At 23.8% G+C, this 22,709-nt stretch carries 32 protein-coding genes; 27 read left to right on the top strand and 5 right to left on the bottom strand.

The window, feature by feature from the left end; translation table 4 throughout:
• Positions 1-22: 22 nt before the first annotated feature.
• The 4 genes from pgsA to AACL05_RS05440 all read left to right on the top strand — a co-directional run bounded on the left by pgsA (position 23) and on the right by AACL05_RS05440 (position 3,315).
• A complete protein-coding gene (gene pgsA / locus AACL05_RS05455) occupies positions 23-664 on the top strand; it encodes a CDP-diacylglycerol--glycerol-3-phosphate 3-phosphatidyltransferase (RefSeq protein ID WP_338960431.1) in 642 nt (213 codons plus the stop codon).
• Between the two features lie 23 nt (positions 665-687).
• Positions 688-1,494, top strand: coding sequence for an SDR family NAD(P)-dependent oxidoreductase (locus AACL05_RS05450; protein ID WP_252320132.1), 807 nt, complete (start codon positions 688-690; stop codon positions 1,492-1,494).
• A gap of 151 nt (positions 1,495-1,645) precedes the next feature.
• Positions 1,646-2,200 (top strand): hypothetical protein, encoded by a 555-nt coding sequence (locus tag AACL05_RS05445; protein WP_338960427.1) that lies wholly within the window; start codon positions 1,646-1,648, stop codon positions 2,198-2,200.
• Between the two features lie 584 nt (positions 2,201-2,784).
• A complete protein-coding gene (locus AACL05_RS05440; RefSeq protein WP_338960425.1) occupies positions 2,785-3,315 on the top strand; it encodes a hypothetical protein in 531 nt (176 codons plus the stop codon).
• Between the two features lie 136 nt (positions 3,316-3,451).
• Here AACL05_RS05440 and AACL05_RS05435 read toward each other — a convergent pair whose 3' ends face one another.
• Complete coding sequence (locus AACL05_RS05435) at positions 3,452-3,757, bottom strand: SDR family oxidoreductase (RefSeq protein ID WP_338960423.1); 306 nt, start codon at positions 3,755-3,757, stop codon at positions 3,452-3,454.
• A complete protein-coding gene (locus tag AACL05_RS05430) occupies positions 3,714-4,193 on the bottom strand; it encodes an SDR family oxidoreductase (RefSeq protein ID WP_338960421.1) in 480 nt (159 codons plus the stop codon). Before AACL05_RS05430 ends, AACL05_RS05435 begins: the two co-directional genes overlap by 44 nt.
• A 205-nt stretch (positions 4,194-4,398) precedes the next feature.
• Between AACL05_RS05430 and AACL05_RS05425 the strand changes: the two genes are divergently transcribed.
• Positions 4,399-4,740, top strand: coding sequence for a hypothetical protein (locus AACL05_RS05425; RefSeq protein WP_338960419.1), 342 nt, complete (start codon positions 4,399-4,401; stop codon positions 4,738-4,740).
• A 71-nt stretch (positions 4,741-4,811) separates the two neighbouring features.
• Here the strand turns inward: AACL05_RS05425 and AACL05_RS05420 are convergent, their stop codons facing one another.
• Both AACL05_RS05420 and AACL05_RS05415 read right to left on the bottom strand, forming a co-directional pair.
• A complete protein-coding gene (locus tag AACL05_RS05420; RefSeq protein WP_338960417.1) occupies positions 4,812-5,441 on the bottom strand; it encodes a hypothetical protein in 630 nt (209 codons plus the stop codon).
• 117 nt (positions 5,442-5,558) lie between these two features.
• Positions 5,559-6,119, bottom strand: coding sequence for a hypothetical protein (locus AACL05_RS05415; RefSeq protein ID WP_338973665.1), 561 nt, complete (start codon positions 6,117-6,119; stop codon positions 5,559-5,561).
• Between the two features lie 428 nt (positions 6,120-6,547).
• Between AACL05_RS05415 and AACL05_RS05410 the strand changes: the two genes are divergently transcribed.
• From AACL05_RS05410 to AACL05_RS05310, 21 genes are all read left to right on the top strand, one after another.
• Positions 6,548-7,204 carry a hypothetical protein gene (locus tag AACL05_RS05410; protein WP_338973664.1) on the top strand — a complete coding sequence of 219 codons (657 nt, stop codon included), beginning with the start codon at positions 6,548-6,550 and terminating at the stop codon, positions 7,202-7,204.
• A gap of 16 nt (positions 7,205-7,220) precedes the next feature.
• Positions 7,221-7,892: a (d)CMP kinase gene (gene cmk / locus AACL05_RS05405; protein WP_338960411.1), complete on the top strand. Its 672-nt coding sequence runs from the start codon at positions 7,221-7,223 to the stop codon at positions 7,890-7,892.
• Positions 7,893-7,919: 27 nt separating this feature from the next.
• Positions 7,920-9,251 carry a ribosome biogenesis GTPase Der gene (gene der, locus AACL05_RS05400; protein ID WP_338960409.1) on the top strand — a complete coding sequence of 444 codons (1,332 nt, stop codon included), beginning with the start codon at positions 7,920-7,922 and terminating at the stop codon, positions 9,249-9,251.
• Between the two features lie 220 nt (positions 9,252-9,471).
• Positions 9,472-10,419, top strand: a complete 948-nt coding sequence (locus AACL05_RS05395; RefSeq protein WP_338960407.1) for a rolling circle replication-associated protein — start codon at positions 9,472-9,474, stop codon at positions 10,417-10,419.
• A gap of 230 nt (positions 10,420-10,649) precedes the next feature.
• A complete protein-coding gene (locus AACL05_RS05390) occupies positions 10,650-10,925 on the top strand; it encodes a hypothetical protein (protein ID WP_281748222.1) in 276 nt (91 codons plus the stop codon).
• Positions 10,926-10,983: 58 nt separating this feature from the next.
• Positions 10,984-11,187, top strand: coding sequence for a hypothetical protein (locus tag AACL05_RS05385; RefSeq protein WP_338960402.1), 204 nt, complete (start codon positions 10,984-10,986; stop codon positions 11,185-11,187).
• 150 nt (positions 11,188-11,337) lie between these two features.
• Positions 11,338-12,201 (top strand): hypothetical protein, encoded by an 864-nt coding sequence (locus tag AACL05_RS05380; RefSeq protein ID WP_338960400.1) that lies wholly within the window; start codon positions 11,338-11,340, stop codon positions 12,199-12,201.
• 208 nt (positions 12,202-12,409) lie between these two features.
• Entirely contained in the window at positions 12,410-12,577 is a 168-nt protein-coding gene (locus tag AACL05_RS05375) for a hypothetical protein (protein WP_338960398.1), read from the top strand.
• Positions 12,577-12,810, top strand: a complete 234-nt coding sequence (locus AACL05_RS05370; protein WP_338960396.1) for a hypothetical protein — start codon at positions 12,577-12,579, stop codon at positions 12,808-12,810. Before AACL05_RS05375 ends, AACL05_RS05370 begins: the two co-directional genes overlap by 1 nt.
• A 1-nt stretch (position 12,811) precedes the next feature.
• A complete protein-coding gene (locus AACL05_RS05365) occupies positions 12,812-13,018 on the top strand; it encodes a hypothetical protein (protein ID WP_174480363.1) in 207 nt (68 codons plus the stop codon).
• A 289-nt stretch (positions 13,019-13,307) separates the two neighbouring features.
• Complete coding sequence (locus tag AACL05_RS05360; RefSeq protein ID WP_338960394.1) at positions 13,308-13,682, top strand: hypothetical protein; 375 nt, start codon at positions 13,308-13,310, stop codon at positions 13,680-13,682.
• Positions 13,683-13,684: 2 nt separating this feature from the next.
• Positions 13,685-13,882, top strand: a complete 198-nt coding sequence (locus AACL05_RS05355) for a hypothetical protein (protein ID WP_338960392.1) — start codon at positions 13,685-13,687, stop codon at positions 13,880-13,882.
• 9 nt (positions 13,883-13,891) lie between these two features.
• Entirely contained in the window at positions 13,892-14,122 is a 231-nt protein-coding gene (locus tag AACL05_RS05350) for a hypothetical protein (RefSeq protein ID WP_338960390.1), read from the top strand.
• Entirely contained in the window at positions 14,086-14,385 is a 300-nt protein-coding gene (locus AACL05_RS05345) for a hypothetical protein (RefSeq protein ID WP_338960388.1), read from the top strand. The genes AACL05_RS05350 and AACL05_RS05345 overlap by 37 nt, the downstream gene beginning before the upstream one ends.
• The gene (locus tag AACL05_RS05340; RefSeq protein ID WP_338960386.1) at positions 14,379-15,146 is read left to right on the top strand and encodes a hypothetical protein; all 768 of its coding nucleotides are present in this window, start codon (positions 14,379-14,381) and stop codon (positions 15,144-15,146) included. Before AACL05_RS05345 ends, AACL05_RS05340 begins: the two co-directional genes overlap by 7 nt.
• Before the next feature lie 11 nt (positions 15,147-15,157).
• Positions 15,158-16,081, top strand: coding sequence for a hypothetical protein (locus tag AACL05_RS05335; RefSeq protein WP_338960384.1), 924 nt, complete (start codon positions 15,158-15,160; stop codon positions 16,079-16,081).
• Positions 16,082-16,567: 486 nt separating this feature from the next.
• The gene (locus AACL05_RS05330) at positions 16,568-17,476 is read left to right on the top strand and encodes a PTS transporter subunit EIIC (protein WP_338985843.1); all 909 of its coding nucleotides are present in this window, start codon (positions 16,568-16,570) and stop codon (positions 17,474-17,476) included.
• Positions 17,383-18,378, top strand: coding sequence for a PTS transporter subunit EIIC (locus tag AACL05_RS05325; protein WP_338963047.1), 996 nt, complete (start codon positions 17,383-17,385; stop codon positions 18,376-18,378). Before AACL05_RS05330 ends, AACL05_RS05325 begins: the two co-directional genes overlap by 94 nt.
• Positions 18,379-18,483: 105 nt before the next feature.
• Entirely contained in the window at positions 18,484-20,505 is a 2,022-nt protein-coding gene (locus tag AACL05_RS05320) for a hypothetical protein (RefSeq protein ID WP_338985841.1), read from the top strand.
• A gap of 50 nt (positions 20,506-20,555) precedes the next feature.
• On the top strand, positions 20,556-20,849 hold the full coding sequence (locus AACL05_RS05315; RefSeq protein WP_338985839.1) for a hypothetical protein: 294 nt from the start codon (positions 20,556-20,558) through the stop codon (positions 20,847-20,849).
• A 71-nt stretch (positions 20,850-20,920) separates the two neighbouring features.
• Positions 20,921-21,403 (top strand): hypothetical protein, encoded by a 483-nt coding sequence (locus tag AACL05_RS05310; RefSeq protein WP_338960376.1) that lies wholly within the window; start codon positions 20,921-20,923, stop codon positions 21,401-21,403.
• 21 nt (positions 21,404-21,424) lie between these two features.
• On the opposite strand, the gene AACL05_RS05305 is transcribed toward AACL05_RS05310, so the two are convergent.
• Entirely contained in the window at positions 21,425-21,721 is a 297-nt protein-coding gene (locus AACL05_RS05305) for a hypothetical protein (protein WP_338960374.1), read from the bottom strand.
• A 118-nt stretch (positions 21,722-21,839) separates the two neighbouring features.
• On the opposite strand from AACL05_RS05305, the gene AACL05_RS05300 reads away from it, so the two are divergent.
• Complete coding sequence (locus AACL05_RS05300) at positions 21,840-22,703, top strand: hypothetical protein (RefSeq protein WP_338960372.1); 864 nt, start codon at positions 21,840-21,842, stop codon at positions 22,701-22,703.
• The last annotated feature ends 6 nt before the right edge of the window (positions 22,704-22,709 follow it).

The raw sequence follows: 22,709 nt of genomic DNA, 5'->3' as shown, positions 1-22,709 counted from the left end.
CTTATATGAAAGGATTTTAAATATGAATGTTCCCAATATTATTTCTTTAATAAGATTAATATTAGTTCCAATTATTGTTAGTTTAATGATTATCGGTCCAATAGATAATGATAATTTTTATCATCTTTGAATAACAAGTATTAATATTAATAATTATAGTTTACCAATTAGTTGGTTAATAGCAGCAATTTTATTTATTATTGCTGCCATTAGTGATTTTATTGATGGATGATGAGCAAGAAAATTTAATCAGGTAACAACTTTTGGTAAATTTTTTGATTCAATTGCAGATAAACTTTTAACTAATGGTGTTTTAATTGTAATGGCATGTGGTACTATAATTCCGGTTTGAATGGTAGTTATTTTGGTATTACGTGATTTTATTATTGATGTAGTTCGTCAAATTTTGGCTACTAAAGGCACAGTAATGGCTGCTGATAAATATGGTAGAATAAAGGCAGCAGTACAAATGTTAGGAATTACAATTTTATTTTTTATTAATTGACGATTTTTAAAGGGTAGTGTTAATGGTCATAGTAATAATGATCAATATGGCTTAATTAATCAATTAGTAATGATACCAATGTACGTTGCTACAATATTAAGTATTTTTAGCGCTTATAATTATATTAGTTCAAATAGTAAAAAAATGCTTAATATCTAAAAATAAAAGGAGTATTAATATAAATGATAAATAAAGTAATTGTTTTGAATCAGTGAGCAGTAGTTACAGGAGCGTCTAAAGGATTGGGATATTATTACTGTCAAGCATTATTAGCACAAGGTTATCACGTATTAGGGGTATCACGTGATAGTAAAAAAATATTAGAATTAGCAGATAAGTATCCACACTTACAAGTTAAAAATTATGATTTAGATTTATCTGATTTAAAAAATATTTATAAATTATTTGAGTTATCAAAAGAATTAAATGTAACAGTAGTTATTAATAATGCTGGTTATGGTGTTTGAGGAACATTTGCAGATAGTATGTTAGAACAAGAATTAAATATGATTAATTTAAATATTTCTTGTTTACATATTTTAACAAAGTTATTTGTTCAACGTTTTAGTAAAAATAATTATGGTCGTGTTATTAATATTGGAAGTATGGCAGCTTTTAGTCCAGGGCCTGTTTTTGCTAGTTATTATGCTTCTAAATCATATGTTTGAAGTTTAGGTGTTGCAGTTAATTATGAATTAAAAAGAGCAAAAAGTAAAGTAAGAGTAATTACAATTTGTCCAGGTCCATTAAAAACTGAATTTTGAAATCGTAGTAGTAATGGTAAAGGAAATAAAGAACATTATAGTTCATTATTACCAGTTTTAGATACTGAAACTTATGCTAAAAAGTCTTTACAAACAGCCTTAAAAACAAAAAGAAAAAGTTTTATTATTACAGGAATTTCTAATAAAATTACAAGAACTATTATTAGAATATTACCTTTAAAAACAGTACTTAAATTAGTATATAATTATCAAAAAAATCGCTAATAATGAATTTCATTTTTTATTTTAATCGTAAAAATTATTAAAAAACATTTATTTATTATAAATATTTTTTATTGTTTTTTTTAAAAGAAAGGTTTATGATGTATCCAACTTCTTAAGATTTTAAGAAGTTATTAAAAAAGAGGTGTTATTTATGAAAAAATATTTATCAATGTTAACAACAGCAGCATTATCAGCAGCATCAATATTTTCAACTTCTTCGATATTAAATTCATATATAAAAAATTCCAATTTAATAAATGTTGATAATTTACATGATGTAATACAACAAATTGATATTGTTGAATACCCTATTTTTGCTGATAATGGAGAAACTACAACTAAAACTTTTGAAAAAAATGTTATTGTTCTTTTTAGTGATCCTTCAAAATTAAAATATATAGAATTAACTGATATAAAAAGTCATGTCGATTTTCATATAAATGGAAAAGATTATTATTATAATGATCAAAGTAAGAATTCAGTTATTGTATCTAGTGATACAAAGTTTATTGATAATAGTATTTCACATGAAGGAAATATGAATAAAGTTCAACAAACAGTTAGTTACGATTATGATTGAAATCAAAAAGCATTTATTTTTAAATTTGTTAGTGTTGAAACAGTTACAGCAAATAATGAAAAAGATACTCAGTTTGTAAGAGGTTATTTTACTACTAGTTTAAAGTTAAATTTGCATGAATTTTAATTTATAGTTTAAAATATTATTTTTTTAACTTAATTAGAGAAATTATATTATAAAAGTAGTACTTAAGTATTACTTTTATTTATTTTTTTGTTTTTTAAAATAAAATAAATAATATTTAGAATATAAAATTAATTAAAAGTATTAATAATAAATTTATAGTGGTAATTAATCAAAATATATTATATACAGTATGAGATTCTATTGTAATTTGGTTTAAATTTGTTATTATATATTTGTCCTAAAACTTTAGGACAAAACATCAGTTTAATTAATTTAAAATTGTAAATTTGGCTTTATGCCCTTATATGAGTAATTTTCATGTAAGGGTTTTGTATTTTAATTTATTGATATGAGTCTTTAATTTAGTTTAAAAACTCAATTTAATATCTATTCCAATTTCATAAATTAATATTCCACTTACCCTTAAACCAAAATTTATACAGACTAATAATTAAAAACATTTTAAAATTTATATCATTATAATTTAAAAGTATTAAGTTTAAGGTCAAATTTACTCTTTTATGGTAATTAAGTTTGTTTATAGTAAAAGTATTATTAAAACTTTAGAAAATGAGGTTTATTAAATGCATAATATTATAAATTGTGGCATTTATTTTGCTAATGTGCCATTAACAAAAACAACTAACGAAACTAGATGTGAAAATATAAATTGTAATTATCAATATTGTAATGGTTGCAAACTTGAAACAGTTATCATTTGAACACAAACTCCTGATCAAAAATGTTTAATAATTCCTATTATTAGAAATTCAATTGAGCAACATGAGCAAAGCCTAGGCTTATTAGGCGATAACTTATCTATTATTAAATTGAAAAAATCTAATAATAATTCTATTTTAAGTTTTCGCGAGGAAGATATTAGTTATGCTGATCTTAATCGTGCAATTTGAATTAAAAACTTTAGAATTGGTGATGAATACTTAATCAATGGAGAACTTCGTGTCTTAAATGAAACTGAAATTCATGATTTATCTTTTAGAGTAAAAACATTACCAATATCAAGTATTAATACAATTGCCAATATTGGTATTAATAAAAATTTAAATTTAAATAATAAAATTGTAAGTTATAGTGACAATACTTTGAAAGAATAATTTCTTAAAACAATTAAAAATATAAAAATTCTTAATATTAAATTTCTCTCTCTTTTAAAATTAAAAAATAATAAAGAATTGTCTAAAGTATTTTAAAATTCAAAAATTAGATAAATATTCTTTATTTTTTTTATTTTTACATTATTTCATTGGTTGGTCTAATAATAATTTCATTTCAAGTAGCATCAGCAGGTAATTCAATTGCTTGTTTTATTGTTAGTGCTATTCGTTCGGCAGATATGCTATAAGTTTTATAATATTCTTTAAATTCAGAACTAAATTCTTTATCAGTTACTCTATTCAATAATTCAGTATTGATTGCTCCAGGTGAAATTACTGTAATTCTAATATTAGTTTTATCCTTTGCTACTTCTTCTCTTAATGATTCACTAATTGCTCTAACTGCTCATTTTGTTGCTGAGTAAACTGCTTTCACCAGCATGAGCAAAATGACCAGCAATTGATGAAATATTAATGATATGACCTGAATTTTGTTGATACATTAATGGTAATGATGCAGCAATACCATAAAGTGTTCCTTTAATATTGACATCAATTGTTTCATCTCAGTCTTTAATGTTTTTTTGTTTTAAAGATGTTAGTATCATAATTCCTGCATTATTAATTCAAACATCAATTTTATTAAATGTTTTAATTGCAAATTGTGCTAGTTTTTCTACCTCATGATGTTTGGTGACATCAGTTACTAAATAATTTGCTTCACCATTTTTATTTTTAATACTAGTAACTAATGCCTTAAGTTTTTCTTCTCTTCTTGCAGCTAAAATTAATTTATGACCGGCGCTTGCTAATAACTTAGCTGTTTCCATACCAATACCACTAGAAGCCCCTGTGATTACGATAACTTTTGATTTCATGCGTATTCACCTCTAAACTATTGACCAACAATGATCATTTTTTTATTTTTAATAATTAATGCAATTAAAATTGTTTTTAACAGAAATGTTTAATAAATGTATGTATAATTAATGAATATTAAATTAAAGAAAAAATAATGATTTACAAAACTAAGTAATTGTAAATTCTCTGCTTAAGAAAATAAAGAAGAAACGGGGGTAAAAAATGGTAAATTATAAAAAAATTAATTGATTTATTTTAGCAATTATTATTCTTGGGTTTTTATTTATGATAATTGGATTAAGTTTATTTACTAGCAAAGTGTTAATAGGAAGTCATACAGAATTAGTCACTAATGGTTTTGGATTAATCGCAGGAAAATATAAAGAGTATTCTCATTTAAATGGAATTTTAGATGTATTTAATAATAATTTAAATGATTGATTTAACATTTCAAATGTAAGATGTGGTGTTGTTTTTACAATATTTTTAACTCCTATATTTTTATCTATAAGTATAATTTGTTTTTTATATAATTATTATATTTTTAAATTTCCTAAGAAGTAAAATAACAATAACATTATTTTTGATAAATATTTATTAGAATTTATGTATTTTTATTTAGTTAATTAATGAATCTAATCATTATTATTAAAATCAGCAATTTTGACAGTATATTCAAAAGTTTCACTTGAAGTTACATCAACAATTTTGCCATCAATCATTACCTTTATTGTTATTGGATAATTCATTTTGTAGTTTAAAAATTGATTACCTACTGAAATTGCTTCTATTCTGCATTTTTCTAAATGTTCTTTAAATGAATTTGTTAAATTTGGAATAGTAACATTGTTTAAATCATTAATGAATCATTCTCAGGTTTTATTAATACTGGCTTGATTATAAGCTGCTTGAAACAAATTACGCATATAATCTAATGTTACTTGTTCAGCGATAATGTTATATTTTTTTTCTGTTGTTGTTTTTCTATCCCTTACTGCAAACATTCCACTTGGATAGTCATTATTTTTTAATAAGAATATTCTAGTGAGTGGTGATAAGTCTAAAAGTTGAGTAATATAAATAGTCATACTATTTAAGTTTTCTTTAATTTGATTAACATCATTAAAATCAAAAACAGGTACTTTATATCTTACCGTTTCATAATTATTATTAGTGTTATTTTTATTTTCATTTTTTTCTTCGTTATTGGTTATTTTTGTTTTCATTATAATTTTAATTTTTTCATTGATATTTTTATTGTTCATTAGTACTTTTCCTTTTATTTAATAATATAACCTAGGTTATTTAGTAATACTAAATTGACCTAGGTACTAAGAAAATATAAAAAATATTATATTTTATGAATTACTAAAATTATTTAATTACGCTTTTTTAACTGCTTTAACAGTAAAGTGGAATTTAACTGATGAACTAGCAGTTACTTGTGGCGCATTAGGTACGGTTGCTACAACTTTATAAATGAAATCCATTTTATAATCTAGTTCATCTCCTGAAGCTATATATGCATTTAAACATTTTTTTGTATGTTCTTCAAATTGATTTTCTAAATCGTTAATAGAAACATCTGTTTGACTAGCAATTGATCATCCTCATTGTTGACCTTGTGCTAATATATATGCTTTTGGAGCTGTTTCTTGAAGTCTAGTAAGTAAATATTGTGGTACAATTGGTGTTATACCAGCACTTGTTACTAATACGAATGTTCCATTTGGATATTGTTCATCTTTTAAAAACGCAACTTTTTCTGTAGCTGGTAAAGCTTCTAATATTTGATTAATATATGGAACCATACTGTTTAAGTTAGCTTGCACACTAATAGGATCAACGTTATCTAGTACATTAATATTATTACTATCAGTATTTCCAGTAGTAGTTGTATGTTCAATTTTTAAATGCCCTAAAATAAATGTAGTTTTTTGCATATTTTATTCTCCTTTGTTACTAAAATAAATTATTATTTTTAGTTTTAGTTTATTTTAAGATTAAGATTTACCTAATGTAATATTTTTTTATTTTTAATATCGATAATAGTAAGATATTTATAATAATGTGAAAGTGATATTAGATAAAAATATTTTTTGTAAATCTTAATTTAAGTCTATAATTGAAAAAATGAATATACAATAAAAAAATAATGCCTACATAAAAATATAAATTTTTCTAATATTTTATTTTAATAATGTTTAAAACAAAACTAAGCAAAAACAATTATTTTTTAAAATATTATCAATAGTTAAATTTGTATATTATAATGATTTTATATATTTATGTTATAATCAAGAAAATTATTATTACTATTAAAAATAAATCAGTATTGGAATTTTTTAAATATTAATTTGTGGGTGCTTTAATGACAAGAATGGAAAAGTATAAAAGTTTACGTGAACAAATTACTAAAGAAATTAAAGAAAATAGTAAGCTTTGAGAACAAGAACAAAAAATAGAAAATTATTATCAGCAACTAATAAAAATTGATCAATCATATTTTGAGCCAATTTTTCAAAAATTAAATTCTGATTTAAATTTAGTTAATTTTGAAAATTATTTTATTAAAAATAATGAACAACATTTAGATGATAATGATAAATTAATATTGGAAAATATGTTAGAAAATATTAATAATATTTTAAAAAAATATAGTGAAAATATTGATTTTGAAATAGTTGATGTGCCATTAATAAGTACTAACTTGGAATATCAAACGTTAATTAATAGTATGCATAATAAAATAAATGAATTTCAAAAAGACTTAGAAAGTAAAATTCATGATGTCAAAAATTTTGTTAAAAATTTAGAATTTAAATATAAAAAGTATAAAATAAATAATAGTGATCTTAATAAAGGACTAAAAGAAATTAATCAAGAACATAATAATTTTCAAGATGAATTACAAAAAATTAAAATTAAGCATAATTATAAATGAAGTTTAACAGTATTTAGTATTATCATTATTTGTTTAATTTTAATAGTCGTGTTAGTATTATCATTAATATTATTTATTAAGTAGAGAATGGAGAAAAACAATGTACCCAAAGATTAATATTGCAATAGATGGTCCAGCAGCTAGTGGTAAATCAGCAGCTGCATATTTGTTTTCTAAAAAAATTGATTATCAATTTATGGATACAGGAATTATGTATCGTAGTTTTACTAATCATTGTTTAAAAAATAAAATTGCTTTTGAAAGTGAAGATTTAATACTTGCAGCACTACAACTTTTTGATATAAGATGAGTTAATGGTCATTTTTTATTTAATGATCAACCACCAACAGAAGAAATTTATGATAAAAATGTTACTAGTAAAGTACCAATAATTGCTTCGTTATCTGAAGTTAGAAAAGTTATGGTTGCTAGAATTCAAGAAATGGTTAGAAGTCAAGGCTTTATTGTCGTTGGCAGAGATATTAGTAGTGTTGTTTTACCTGATGCTCAATTAAAGATTTTTTTAACTTCTAGTTTACACGCTCGTAGTGAAAGAAGATATAAACAGTATATTAAAGAGGGTATTAATATTACGCAAGAACAAGTATATAACGATATGGTAATTCGTGATAATGTTGATAAAACTCGTAGCACTGGACAACTAGTAATTGTTGAAGATGCAGTTATTTTAGATAATAGTGATTATAATTTACAAACGACCGTTGATAAATTAAAAATTTTATATGATAATTACTTTAGTCATAAAAAATAATATTTTAAATATAAGGATTTGAATAAAATGAATAAGTTACCAAAAGTAGTAATTGTAGGACGCCCTAATGTTGGTAAATCTTCAATTTTTAATCGTATATTACAAAAAAAAGTAGCAATAATTGAAGATATGCCTGGAGCAACTAGAGATCGAATTTATGGCATTGGTGAATGATTAACACAAAATTTTGTGATTATTGATACGGGTGGTATTACTAAAACGATTACTAATTTTACTCAACAAATCAATCAACAAGTTAATATTGCTTTAGCTGAGGCTGATATTGTTTTATTTGTTTGTTCTTATCAAGAAGGTCTAACTCACGAAGATGAAGATATTGCTAAATTATTATACAGAACTAAGAAACCTGTTATTATTATTGCAAATAAATATGATAATGTTCAAAAAGATAATGATAAAATTTATGATTATTTAAAAGTTGGCTTTGGCGAACCAATTTTAGTATCTGCTAGTCATGGTGTTGGTTTTGGTGATTTATTAGATATGATAATTACTAAGTTACCAAAAGAGGTTCATACAGAAAAAAAAGAACATATTAATTTAGCAATTATTGGTCGTCCCAATGTTGGTAAATCAAGTTTAGTTAATACTATTCTTCAAGAGAATAGAGTTATTGTTTCACCAATAGCAGGAACAACAACTGATGCTATTGATAGTAATTTTGTTTATAATAAAAAACAATATTGTGTTATTGATACTGCGGGAATTCGTAGAAAAGGAAAAATTACTGAAGATTTAGAAAAATATAGTTTAATTAGAACTACTAATGCCATTGAACGTAGTGATATTGTTTTGTTTTTATTAGATGGTAGTGTTGAAATTCAAGAACAAGATTTAACAATAGCAGGAATGGCAAAAAATTTAGATAAGCCAGTTATTATTATTGTTAATAAATGAGATTTAGTTAAAAAAAATGAAAAAACAATGCAAGAGTTTACTAAAAAAATTAAAGAAAAATTTAAATATCTTGAGTATTCTTTTGTTGTATATTTATCTGCTTTAGAAAATACTAGAATTCATACTTTATTTGCTACTATTAATGAAGTATTAGTTAATATGAATTTAAGAATTAAAACAAGTATTCTTAATGAAATAATTAATAAAGCTCAATTAATTAATGAGCCGCCTTACTTTAAAGGTGGTAGATTAAAGATATATTACACAACACAGGTTGAAAAAAATCCGCCTACTTTTATTTTAATGGTAAATGCTCCACAACGATGTCATTTTTCTTATGAACGTTTTTTAATTAATCAAATTCGTGAACGATTTGGTTTTCAGGGTGTACCAATTAAATTAAGATTTAGAATGCGTAAGTCATTGTATAATAAACAATAAAAAAGTGTAAAATTTTGTGATTATATTTATTTTAAAGAAAATTATTGTATAATAATATATTAAGTATCGTTTTTGTTTATGTTTGCTTTTATAATTTTTTAATTAAATTAAGTATCGTTTTTGTTTATGTTTGCTTTTATAATTTTTTATGTTAAGATTTGTTTGTTATTAAAGTATAAAATTTGCTACTTTAAAGTAGTGTTTCATCGGAGTTTTATATATGGATATTCAACAAGATTTTTATGTTAAAAAGATTTTTTATGCTTGTTATGTTAAAAATGTGGTTTTACCTATTTCTTTTTTAAATAATATTGGAAATAAAAAAGGTAAATGTTATGTTGGCAATAAACAAAAATTAAGAAATAATACTGTTCGTACTAAAACTAATTTAATTCAAAAAGCATTGCATAATTTTTATGATAGTAAAATGTTAAGTTTTGTTACTTTAACTTATAAAGATAATATACAAGATATTAAAAAAGCAAAAAAAGATATTCGTTTATTTTTTCTTAAATTAAAGAAATGATGAAATGACCCTAAACGTTTTGAACATTTAGGTGAATTAAAATATTTTTATGTTTATGAATATCAAGAGCGTGGTGCTATTCATTTTCATATAATTTTTAATAGAAAGATATATAAAAGTATGTTAGCAGAATGATGAACTCATGGTTTTAATGATTTAAAAGTAGTTAAAAAAGGTACAAATGAATTTGTTATTAAATATTTAGGAAAATATGTTACAAAAGCGATAGATGATGTTAAATCTATAAATCAAACAGATGTTGGTGTAAAGGCTTATGCTTTTAGTTGTAATTGTAAAAATCCTATTGTAGTTCGTGGTATTAAGAAATTGACAATTGGAGATATCATTAAAGTAAGTTTTAATGCTACAAATGTATTTTATTTTAAAACTCAAAGAGATAGTAATGGTGATACTGTTATGATTGGTGGTATTATTGAAAGTACTGTTGTAAATGATTATTTTAAAGATTATGAAGATTACGAAAAATATGTATATTTAAGTGCTTTATCACATAAGCATTATTTACGGACTAGTGAAATTGGATATTTAATTCAAAAAGATAAAGATGTTTTGACTTGGGTTGATAAAGTTTTTGGTAATAAAGTTGAAAAAATAGATTTTAGGAAAAAAGTTTTACATTAGAAAAAAAACTATTTTTTTCTATATTTTTACTTGTATATATATATATATATATATATAATGTTTAATGTCAAAGTAATTTAAAGTCACCGATGAAGATTTTATTTTACTTTGATGTTTTTTTGTTTTTACTTGAAATATATATAAATATCTGTATATTTATAAATAAGATGGTTTACCCACATCTTAATCTGACTTTATTAGTCGTTTCATCGGAGGTTAAGTATTTTTTTATGTTTAAAGTACAGTTAGTTAATATTGAAAAAGGGCGTATTATTCCCGATAAAAATAATAAAGGTCAAACATTGAAGTTTGATGTTTTGAAGTTTGTAGAAATAAATAAGCAAACAAGCGTGCCAACTGGTCAAACACGTGATAAATGATATAATCCGGAATTTGCTAGTGATTTTAATAATTGTTTATCTACTGTTGATTTGAAAGTTGGTAATTTTTATTCACTTGAACTTGATTTAAGCGGTAATATTAAAAAACTTTCTAATTGAAAATAGTTATTTATTGAAAGGGTAATTTTAAATAATTATTAATATGTTAGGAGTTAATTAAATTATGGCTAAAAATGATAATTGTTCATGTGAGCAAACATTTCATTTAGCAATTTATATGTGTAAACTTTGTGACCAAGTTATTTGTCCTAAAAAAGTTTTACAAAACTTATATACTAAAAAATATTATTGTCCAAATTGTATATTAAATATTGCTTTAAATAAGGCAATGAGACAGCAAGAAAGTAAGTTAAATTATGAGACATAAATGTAACGATTGGACTTATGAACGAGTATACGGTTGTGAAATGTGTTACAGAGTTGCTAATGAAATGGAACGAATAAGAAAAGAGAATAAAAGAAATAAGTAAAAATTAAATAAGCTCCTTATTAGTATATAAAGTAAGGAGTTTTATTTATGCCTAATGAGTTAGAACAAACTAGTAATTATACTTTAACTAAAATATTAAGAACTGGATTAAGTCCATTAAGTGCTATGGTAGGAGTTAGTGCTTATTATGGTCAATATTTAAAAGACCCAATTTTAGGTTCTATTAATTCTTTGTTATTTAGTAAAAAGTTAGGAATTGATATTTGGAATATTAATCAAAGACCTACTACTAAAAATAAAGTGATTAATAGTTATAAAAAAATATTTTTAGGTTTAGGAACAATTGGTTTAATTAATTTTGCTAAATTTGTTCAGTATGTAGATAAGTCAGTTTTTTTATTAAGAGATGAACCTTGTTTTTGACCACCTTGCCCTACTGAACCACCTAAACCAACGTATCCACCATTTACAACTGTTAAACCAATAATTGATGTTCTTTTTGTAGATTGAGATACTTATATATCTTTAAATAGTTTTGGTATAGCGAATGTTATTAGTGGTTTAACTGAGTTAATACCTAATAGATTTGAAGCAATTAGAAAAATAGCGAATATGGCTACTGGTGGATGTTTGATTAGTAGTGGTGTTGCTATGGGTATAAATAATGATTTTAGTAATTATTTTGCTATTCCTACGATTATTGCTGGAGCAAGTGAGATTATAAATACTTTATTGTTGCCATTGGGAAATACACATAATAATACAGAGTTACAAGAAGTATTTACTGATGAAAGAGCAAGATTAATTAATGGTAGTGTTAATGATTATCAAAGTACAGATGACGGTATGGTTGATATTGATTTAAATGATGATAGTATGTCTGAGATTAATTTAGATAGAGCAAGTTTAAATTGGGATTATTCTTATGCTTATACATTAGGTGGTGTTTAAAATGAAAAAAGATAAATGAAAAAATATGCCAAGACAAAAGTTGCATAAGAAAAAGGCAAAAAGAAATTTTGACCAAAGATTAAGTGAAAATATGAATTATGATGATTTTTATTAGGGGGTAAAAAATAATGGAAAATAAAGAAATTAAAAAAAGTGGTATGACACTCCTAAATTTCATGTTTTTTGTTTTATTGTTGGTTTCTTTTCTATGGTTTGAACTGTTGCTGAAATACATAATATTATAAATGGTAGTTTTGACTTTTTTATTGGTTTAGATTTGGGGATTAATATTTTACTTTTTGTTTTAGTAATTGTTTATGAATTATTTAGTTTAATTGATTTTTTTAAAAAAAGAAAAAAAGGAAGTGATAAATAATGGATATGAAAGAAATTATAAAATATGTGTTATATATTGGTGGTTTTTGTTTAATTCTTTGATTTTGTAGAAATTGAATACGTGAAGGTATAGAAAAATATAAACATAGAAAACATGTAAAGGAGAATGATAGTGAGCCTGATTGTATTTTTTGTCGTAAAGATTTTGAAAAGAAGAAACGTAAATTAGAAATGGAAAAACAACAAAAAGAATTAGAGAAAGGAGGTGATTAATATGCCTGCTGGATTATCAGCATTATTAAATATGATTGGTGGTGTTGGCCAACAATTATTAAATGCTTTTACTTATATTTTTGGTTGAGTATTTACTACTGGCGATGGTGGAACACTTACAAATTGACCAGTGTTAATTTCAATTGTATTTATGGTATTAGTGTTTATCAAACAATTTGTGGGACATATTATTCATGGAACACATTAATAATTAGAAAGGAATTAAGCAAATGGTAAAGTTATTTTTTAGTTTGGTTTTTGTTTTACCTTTATTAGGTAAACTTTTACTGGTTGTTAATGCTTTGGTACAAACTATTTATATGCAGTATTTAAGTTCTTTTGCTGGGCTACATACTGTGACACTTTTTATTAAGTCGTTTTTTTTATGATAGTTTATACACTTTACCTTTGCCTATTCTTGCTTTAATAAATGTTAGTTTTGTATTTTATTTAATTTTGGGATTATTTAGATTTACAAGACATTAGGATGTGAAATTATGTTTATACCTTTTATTACAACTGTTATGCAATTATTTGCTTCAATTTTTATGAAGTTTTTTAGTTTTCCACTTGGTGATTTAGGTTTTAATTTGGGTACATTAATGATATTTTTAATTTTGCTTAGATTTGCATTTAGGGTTATTTTACCCGAATTAATGTTACCAACATTAGGTTTAGGATATGCTGTTAAGTTCATTGGTAAAAGTTCTGTTTCTTTGGGTGTTGGTACTGGTCAACAAATTGCTAAGAGTTATCAAAGACGCGTTGAAAAAGTAAAAACAAGAAATAAACAACAAGGTAAGTTTAAAGGTGGTGCTGGTGGTAATAAGTTTACTGGTAGTTCAACTCGTGACTTTGGTATTGGTGATTAATTATGTCTAATTTTGTTCTTAGTATATTGCATTTTATTTTTATATTTTCTAGTAATGATATTAGTATATTTTTAAATCAAACTAATATTACTGATGAAGTTTATATTTTGTTTAATTTGACTTTTTGGTTAGTATTAGGTGTATTTTTTAATTTTATTTATCGTAGTATTAAATTTATTTTTAGGTCATTATTTGGGTAGGTGTTAGTTATGAGTGTTTTAGAAATTTACAATAAAATACATCAATGTATTGTTGATTATTGAACTATGTTTATAGGTAATCCAGTTGATGATTTTACTACTATTTTATGAAATTTAGTAGTTTATGGAACACAGTTTTTTATTGGATTTGTTTTATTTTATGGTTCATGGTGAATTTTAAAATCTTTATTTGGTAAACAATTATGTGATTTAAGTTTGCTAAATTATTTTTTGTTGTAAATACTTCTGTTCAAGCACCGACTAGTTTAATTGCTTCAAATGACCCTAATGTTGTTAATTATGATATTATAAAAGAAATGGTTAAACATGTTAAATATCATGATTTTGATGATTGAGCAACAATTCCATGAAATTCTGCTTATTTTGATGTTGACCAACCGGATTTAAAATTAGTAAGTGGTGAGTTTATAGGTAATAATGAAGGTTTATATACGTGTTATTATTATAGTGATACAGTTGGTGTTCCGTCTCACAAATGATAGATATGGGAACTGGCGTTTATACTTTTAATAGAAAACAATTAGATGAATTTTCACGTATTATGTTTAATCATAATTATGTTGCAAAGAATAATACTAATAATTTAAATTTTGTTAATACTGGTAAAAGTATTATAAATTTTCAAACACAGTTAAATTTTGAAATTGATAAACCTTTAAGTTTTTATATTCAAGGTTTTATGTTTTATTTTGAATATGAATATTTTAAAACTTTTACTGCTAATTTTGTTTTTAGTTTTTTAGATAATGTTGGTGATACAAAATATGTTTTTAAAGGTAAAGTTGATAATGATATTTATCAGCAAGATTTATATAATTTTGTTACTATGCCTATTCGTGTTCCAAATTTAAGACATTTAACAGTATTTTTTGATGTTCATGGTGAATCAACTAGACCAACTTTTTCACCACAATTAAATTTTGATCAAATTAATATTTTTTCAAGTGAGAAAGTTACGCCAGTACCACCAAATAGTCCTTTTAACCCTGAGTATGAACGTGTTAGTTGATATGATGTTTTTGGTCATTTGCGTAATGCTTTTAGGTGAGTACTATATGGTGTTGTTGGTAAAGTTTTACCAGTTGAACCATTAAGAGAATTTTTTACTAAACTTGACGGATTATTGAGACGTATTTTTGATGATACTATTAGTTCTGTTTTAAATGTTGATTTTACTAGTGGTTTAGAACAAGTTTTAACTTTATGAGTATTTTTAAAAGCTGTTGGATTTTTAGTTGGTTAGGAGTTGAAATAATGCCTTGATATGGTTATTTACTTTTAGGAGTTATATTATTAATAATACTTTATCCATTTTTAATAACTAGAAAAAATATAAAGATATTACAACGTGTAGGTAGTTATATTATTTCAGCACCACCACGTACTGGTAAATCTGCCCTTGCTTGTTGTTTAGCACAAAAACATAAAGGTAGGGTAGTAAGTCCTATTCCTATTAAAGTACGTAATGAATATAGTTATCGTTGTTCTTATGATGATGTTTTTAAATTTAATCAATTAAATAGTAATTATGCTTTTAAAGAGAATGATATGCTTGTTTTTGATGAACTAGGTTTAAAAATTAATAGTAATGATTTATCAGCCGAATTTAAAGAAACACAAGAAAGTTTAGGAATGTTTTGTAAATTAATAGGTCATAATTTTAATGGAATTATGTATATGATTGAACAATACCCCGATAGAATACCAAAACAAGCACGTGAAAAAGTGGAATATATTGTGCAAGTTAAAAGAATGCGTATTTTGTTATTTTTAGTTAAGTTTAAACTAAATATTTATACTAATGTTGATGATTATAATAAAGTTGTATTATCTAAAAGACAAACAAAGCGAATAATTAAACGTGGTGGATTACCACCTAGTTATAGTGGTGAAACTATGACTTTTAGTTTATGATTTCCTAGGTCTTATTTACAAAGATATAATAGTCGTGCTTTAAATTATATTCATTCGTTAAAGAGTGAATTAAGTACTGTTAAAGACTATGAACAATCACAAGCATTAGATTTTACTGTTGATGATATTAGAGCAGTAGGATTAGATAAGTTAGATAATATATTACAAACTGAAAAGAAAGAAACTGAAAATACTGTATGCCGTACTTGTTATTATAGAAATAAATATTCTAAGAAAAATAAGAAAGATGTTAAAATAGAGTAAACCTATATTTATTGGTTGAAGCTAACCAGAACCTTGGTTGGTTGGCCGTGGCGTTTACGTCACTGGGGTAAGTTGCGAAGCAACTAGGGGCAAAGCCCCTATATACTTGTTAAGATAAAAAACTAATGATTAGAAAGTGTAAATGATTATGCTAAATTTTTTAACATTAGAATCGCACAATAAAAGTTTATCAACATCGGCAATGTGAATAATGTTTATCATTGGTTTGATTTGTGTTGGTATTATTTTTCTTGTGTTTTTTTTATTTAAAAGAAAATTACGTAAAGAAAGGAGCCTGATTAACGAGCAATTTTTATTTAAACCAAAAAAAGTTACATATCAAGTTTTTTATTTTTGAAATAAAGCTCTTTATATATTTTTAATGTTTTGTGCAACAGTTGGTGCCATTGTGCTATTATCAGTTTCAATAAGTTCAATGTTTTAATTTTGAAAAATTAAGAAAAAGTTTTAGGAAGGGGTTAAAATATGGGTTTAGTTTTCTGAAAAAAACATAAAGAAAAAAATCAAACAAAAAATAGTAATATTGAATTAAAAACCTCAAAAGAAAAAAGTCCTTGAAATAATGTTTTAAAATTTTTACAAGACTTAGGTAAAGCATTACAGTTTCCAATCGCAGTATTACCATTCGCTGCTATTTTAAACAGATTTGGAGCATTAGGACTTATATTTACTACTACAACTGATGCTGGTGTTATGCATGTTACTAATGAAGTGGGTTATTGAATTTCATATATTATTCAACAACCAGGAAAAATAGTATTTGATAATTTACCATTATTATTTGCTTTGGGTTTAGCATTTGGTTTAGCTAAAGATCATCGTGGTGAAGCTGCATTAGTTGGAGCAGTATTTTATTTAGCAATAGCTGCAATGACGTCAATTGAACACTCATTACCAGAAATGTTATATAAAAATGTTTTAACTTTTACATCAAGTAAAGGTGAAAAATTTTCGTCATTATTTTATGTAGAAGAATTTGGAACAGATGGTAAAACTATTATCGGCGGTATTTATGTATTAAACATTGGTGTTTTTGGTGGAATTGTAGCGGGGTGTTTATCTGCAGTTTTATATAATAAATATAAAGAAATCAAACTTCCTCAAGCGTTATCATTCTTTGGTGGTAGAAGATTTGCACCAATGGTGGCTTTAGCAATAACTATTCCCACTGCTTTGGTATTTGCTATTGTTTGACCATGAATTCAATTAGTATTAATGAAATTTGGTCAATTAGTTGCTAATCCAAATAATCCAGCAGTTGCTATTCCAGGAACAGCTGTTTATGGAATATTAAATCGTTTATTATTACCTTTTGGATTACATCAAATCTTAAATACTTTTTTTGATTTCAATTACCAATTAATGGTCAGATAATATCTCCAATTACAGGTGCTGCATCTGGAACAAGAGAATGAGTAAATGGAGACATTAATGCTTTTACTAGAGGTATTGAAGGATCTGGATTTTTTCAATCAGGTTTCTTTCCTATTATGATGGGTGGTATTCCCGCTGCTGCCTTAGCTATGATTATGGCAGCTAAAAAAGAAAATAGAAAAATGGTATCAGGATTTTTAGGAGGAGTTGCTTTAGTTTCTTTTATTAGTGGAATCACTGAACCCATTGAATTTTCATTTGTATTTATTGCCCCATTATTATTGGTAATTCATGCCTTATTAACAGGGATATTTATTGCAATAACGACAGCATTGCATATCCAAGTTGGTTTTGGTTTTAGTGCTGGAATTATTGACTATTGCATTTCTTTTGCTCAATCATGAGGATTTACTAATCATGCTACTGGTGCTTATCATATTACTTCAAATCCACTATGAGTATTATTATTAATTGTGGCTGCTGGTGGAGTTTATTTTATTGTATTTTATACATTAATTACTAAAATGAATATTGAAACACCAGGAAGAGAAGAAGATTTTGGTGTTGAAGAAAATAAAGTAACAACAAAATCAGAGTTAACCAATAAAAATCTTAAAAGTGATAAATATACACTAATGGCAATAAAATTAATTGAAGCAATTGGTGCAGATAATTTTGTTGAAATTGATAATTGTGCTACTAGGTTACGTTTGATTGTTAAAGATACATCACGTGTTAATTTGGCAAAAGTTAAGGCCGCAGGAGCATTTGGTACTAAAATTTTGAGTAAAGAAGCTTTGCAAATTGTTATTGGTACCGATGTTGAACATGTAGCCAATGCAATAAAGGCACAGTTACAAAATTCAGCAACTTTGAATATTAAAGCTAAAGTTAATCTATAATTGAAAGTGATTATTACAATATAATATTAAAGCTACTAGAGCTCATATAACTATTTAATAGCTATATGAGTTTTTAATTGATTAAAAAAGATAGGAGTAAAAATAATGTCAGTAGGTAAACATTTAATTACTAACATTTTACAAAAAATAAAATCACAAGTACCAACATTAACTAAAGAAGATATTATTACTGCACTTAATATTATTTATATAACTTGTGTAGAATATAATGCTATTGATAGTTCTATCAGTAATATTGCCAAATATTATCAACAGGAAGATGAAAAATTTGATAGTCAATTGTTTAGAAAAAATTTGCATAGTTCTTTGCAATATATTGATCAAGCCAATTTATACAGTTTGAAAAGTTTGATTTCAATTTTTTTAATAATTAATGTTTTTAATCATCCTTTATTATTTAGTGATTTTAGTGATTTTATTAAAAAAGATATTACTAATATTGAATTTATGAAAACAAAAATAGAAATCCTGAAAAATGATAATATTTTTTTTATTAAAAAAATTAGTTCGTGTAAGGACTTAAATAACCTAAATAAACTAAGAGAGCAATTAAATAATAATTTTGAAATATTAAAACATTTTAAATCAATTTGTGAAAATCATCAATTAGGTGTATTAAATATTTATAACTTTATTGCTAATCAATCAAAATATTTTGTTACTGATGAAGATTGCGATAATAAAATTAGTTTAACAAGCAATGAATATGAAAAAATTAAGGACATAATGTCAAGAGAAAATAAATTTAAGGATATTTTAGTTAAAGATAGTAATTCTGAAATTCCATATAAATTAAATATTGAAGAACTTGATAAAATTTTTAAAAAGGAAATTGTAAATTTATTCGATGAATATGAAAATAAAATTTATGATTTTAAAAATAATAAATCTAAAAAGAATGAATTGAAAATTAAGGGAATTAAATTAAAAATTCAAAATATTTTTGATTTGTCAAAAATTATTTTTGAAATGTTTCAAAAACCAGTTACTTCTCCATTGCCTTTAACGAAAATTGTAAATCAAATTTTTAATGAAAATGATTCAATGCAATATTTAAGCGAGATTGAAAAAAATATTGATAGTAATATTGAAATGATTAAAAAGTTAAAGCAAAAATTGCAAGAAGTTTTAAATGATAATGATGTTTCAAAAAAAGAAACGTTAATGCAAGTAGAAAGTTTTAATAATTCTCATAAAATAGAAACAAAGAAAACAAATGTTAAAAAAAGAAAAAATAAGAAAAAAGACAACAAAAAAAATGAACATTTAAAATTTATTAATACTAATGAAACAGATAATTCAGAATCATCTACAACAAGTAGTTTAACGACTTTACTTGAAAAAGATATTACTAAAATTGATGTTATTTTAGAAGAAAATGACATTAAAGAACAAAGTATAAAACAAGAAAATGATGCAAAAGAAGAAAAAACAGAAATTTTAAGTCAAGATCAAATTTTACAAGCAAAAATTAATGAATTAGAAGCACAATTAAAGCAAACACAAGAAGAATTGGATAAAATAAAAGTTAAATCTGCAGAAGAAACAGCAATATTAGAACAACAATTAATAGCAGAAAAGCAAAAAGTACAACTATTAATTGATGAAACTAAATTTTTAGTTTCTAAAGTTGCTACCTTAGAAAGAGAAAAAACAAAGTTAGAAAAAATTAAGCAACAAAATAGTGTAAAAATAAATCAAATAAGTAATAATTTAGAAAAAGTACAAAAAAAAGTGAGAAATATTCGTGAACAAAAAAATAAAAGTATTGAAAGATTAATAAAAAAAGAGTTCGCGTTAGCTTTAGAAAAAGAAAGATTAGAAAGTAGAAATTATAAAAATAACCAAGCTTTAGAAAAATTAAATCAAGAATTATCAAAAACACAACAAACATTAATAACAGTAGAAGATAAAAATCAAAAATTAGTTATGGAAGTTAATCAATTAAAGGAAGAAAAAATAAAACTAGAAACTATTCAACAAGAAAATGGCATGCAAATAAAAGAGAAAGAAAAAAATATTTCTTTACTAGAAGGTAAATTAACAAAAATTGGTAATCAAGCAACTGAAGAAGTTCAAAAACTACTTAAAGAAAAAAACAATTAGTTTTAGAAAAAGAAAAGTTAGAAACTTTAAATAAAAAAGGTAGTCAGAAGTTGACAACTTTAAATAAAAAAATACAAATGTTATCACAGTACAATCAAAATTTAGTGGCATTTACTGATAGTTATGATATAAAATCTTGTATTCATATTAACCCAATTATTGAAAAAAAAATAGTATCAAAAACATTAGTAGTTAGTGAAATGATGGAAGTAGTTGCACCACTATCGGTTTTAGTACCTACAGGTCAACAATTTTCAATTGAGACTGAAAATTGAGAAGACGTTCATATTGCTGATGAATTAACACCAGGATTTTGTTTACAACCAAAATTTTTTACAATGTAATTAGTATTATTATTTCGTATAAATAAGAATCATTAAAATTATGTTATAGTTTATATAGAGGTGACCATATAGTGAACAATGAGGTACTAAAAACAATTTTATTCAAGAAAGAAATAACTATCAAAGATAGAATATTATTTAAAACAATTTTTGAGGTTTTAAGTACTCTTTTTACTAATGAAGATGATGTATCAATATTAAAAAGTGGTTATAAAATAAATGATTATCAACAAGTTTGATTTTTAACGATTACTCCAAATAGCGAAAAAGAAAAAGTAATTAAAACAGGATATGCAAATTTTTTGTCAGAAGATTGAAATGTTATTTATCAATTTAATAGTACTAGTACAAGTGAAAAAAGAAAACAATTGGGTGAAAAATATATTAAAGATAAAGTAGAATTTGTTACTTTTGTAAAAATAAAAGAAAAATCAAAAGGCATTGGTTATCATTTTATAGGTATATTTGTTTTTGATGATTATCGTAATAAAGATTACAAAACAATGGTTTTTAAAAAAGTTAAAGATAGTTATAAATTAAAAACAAAGAGTTAATAAATATTTATTAACTCTTTTTTATTTATAAAGATATATGTTTAGTTTGATTTTCACTTTCTTCTTCAAAAATAGTAATATTATTAATATTAATTTCTTATATCTTTTTTTCAATGGTTTTGAAATAATTTTTCTATTTGAAAAAACTGTTGATGTATTTTTAGTTGGTTGTTCAACAATTATTTTTTTAGTAGTAGATGTAGTAGTTTGATAATTAGTAGTGGGGTAGTACATATAGTTTGAATCCATAGGTTGTAAATATTGATATTCATTATCAAAATTATTACTAAAGAATTTAATACAGCAGTTTCATAACATTTTCTTTTCATCCTTTTTTTTGAATATTTGAACACTATCTAAAACTAAATAATTGCATTATTTAATTTTAATAGTTTATAATTATAATAATAGCAAAGTTTATTTAAAGGTGAATATAATGTTACGTAGTAGTAATATTTTAAAAATTAATAGTATTAATAATTTTGAACAATTATTTATTTTTTTTGGTTTACCAGTTCTTTTTTTACTTTTAATTATGAAATTAACTTTTTTAATTACTATTAATTTTCATAAAAATAGTATTAATAATAAAAAAATATTTAATAAAACAAAAATCATTATTCTTCAATTTAGTTTATGATTTTTAGCACAATTTTGTTTATTTTTATTACCAGTTCAAGAAATGGTAATTAATATTAATTTTTTAGATTTAGAAAGTTTACCAATGCTATCATTGATTTCGATTTTACATTTATTTATTTGCTTTAGTTTTTTAAGCCGTAATAATAATCAGATTATGAAAGTGATGCGTTTTACTATTTTGTCAATTATTATAATTGCCATTATTTTACAATTTAATTTTACTATGATTAAAATATTATTACCATCAATAAATAACTTTGTTTCAATACTAATTTTAGTGTTCTTTTACTATTGATTAGGTTTTTTTTCATGAAAAATGTTTAGTGATAATTTATCTACAATTTTTAATTTAATGAAAAAAATTTGAGTGACATTATTTAGTAATTCTTCATTACCTAATATTATTAATAAACAATTTCCAGTAAAAGCATATACTAAAACTAAAATTATCATTTTAACATGGCAATTTAAAAAACAAATGTTTACTAATTTTGACCACCAAGTTTTTATTACTGATAATAATAAAAAACTTTTAATTGCTATTTTTAAGAAGAATTTAACTTATTTTTTAAGTGCCCAATTAACACTACTTATTACTAAAACTATTCAAGATTTAAAAACTTTAATTAATGGTTGAAAAATGGCTTTAATTCAATAACTTTTT

This window comes from Spiroplasma endosymbiont of Thecophora atra, assembly GCF_964019735.1.
Classification (GTDB): domain Bacteria; phylum Bacillota_I; class Bacilli_A; order Mycoplasmatales; family VBWQ01; genus Spiroplasma_E; species Spiroplasma_E ixodetis_A.
Note: the sequence above shows the minus strand (reverse complement) of the source record. Positions and strands in the feature narration are given on the sequence as shown.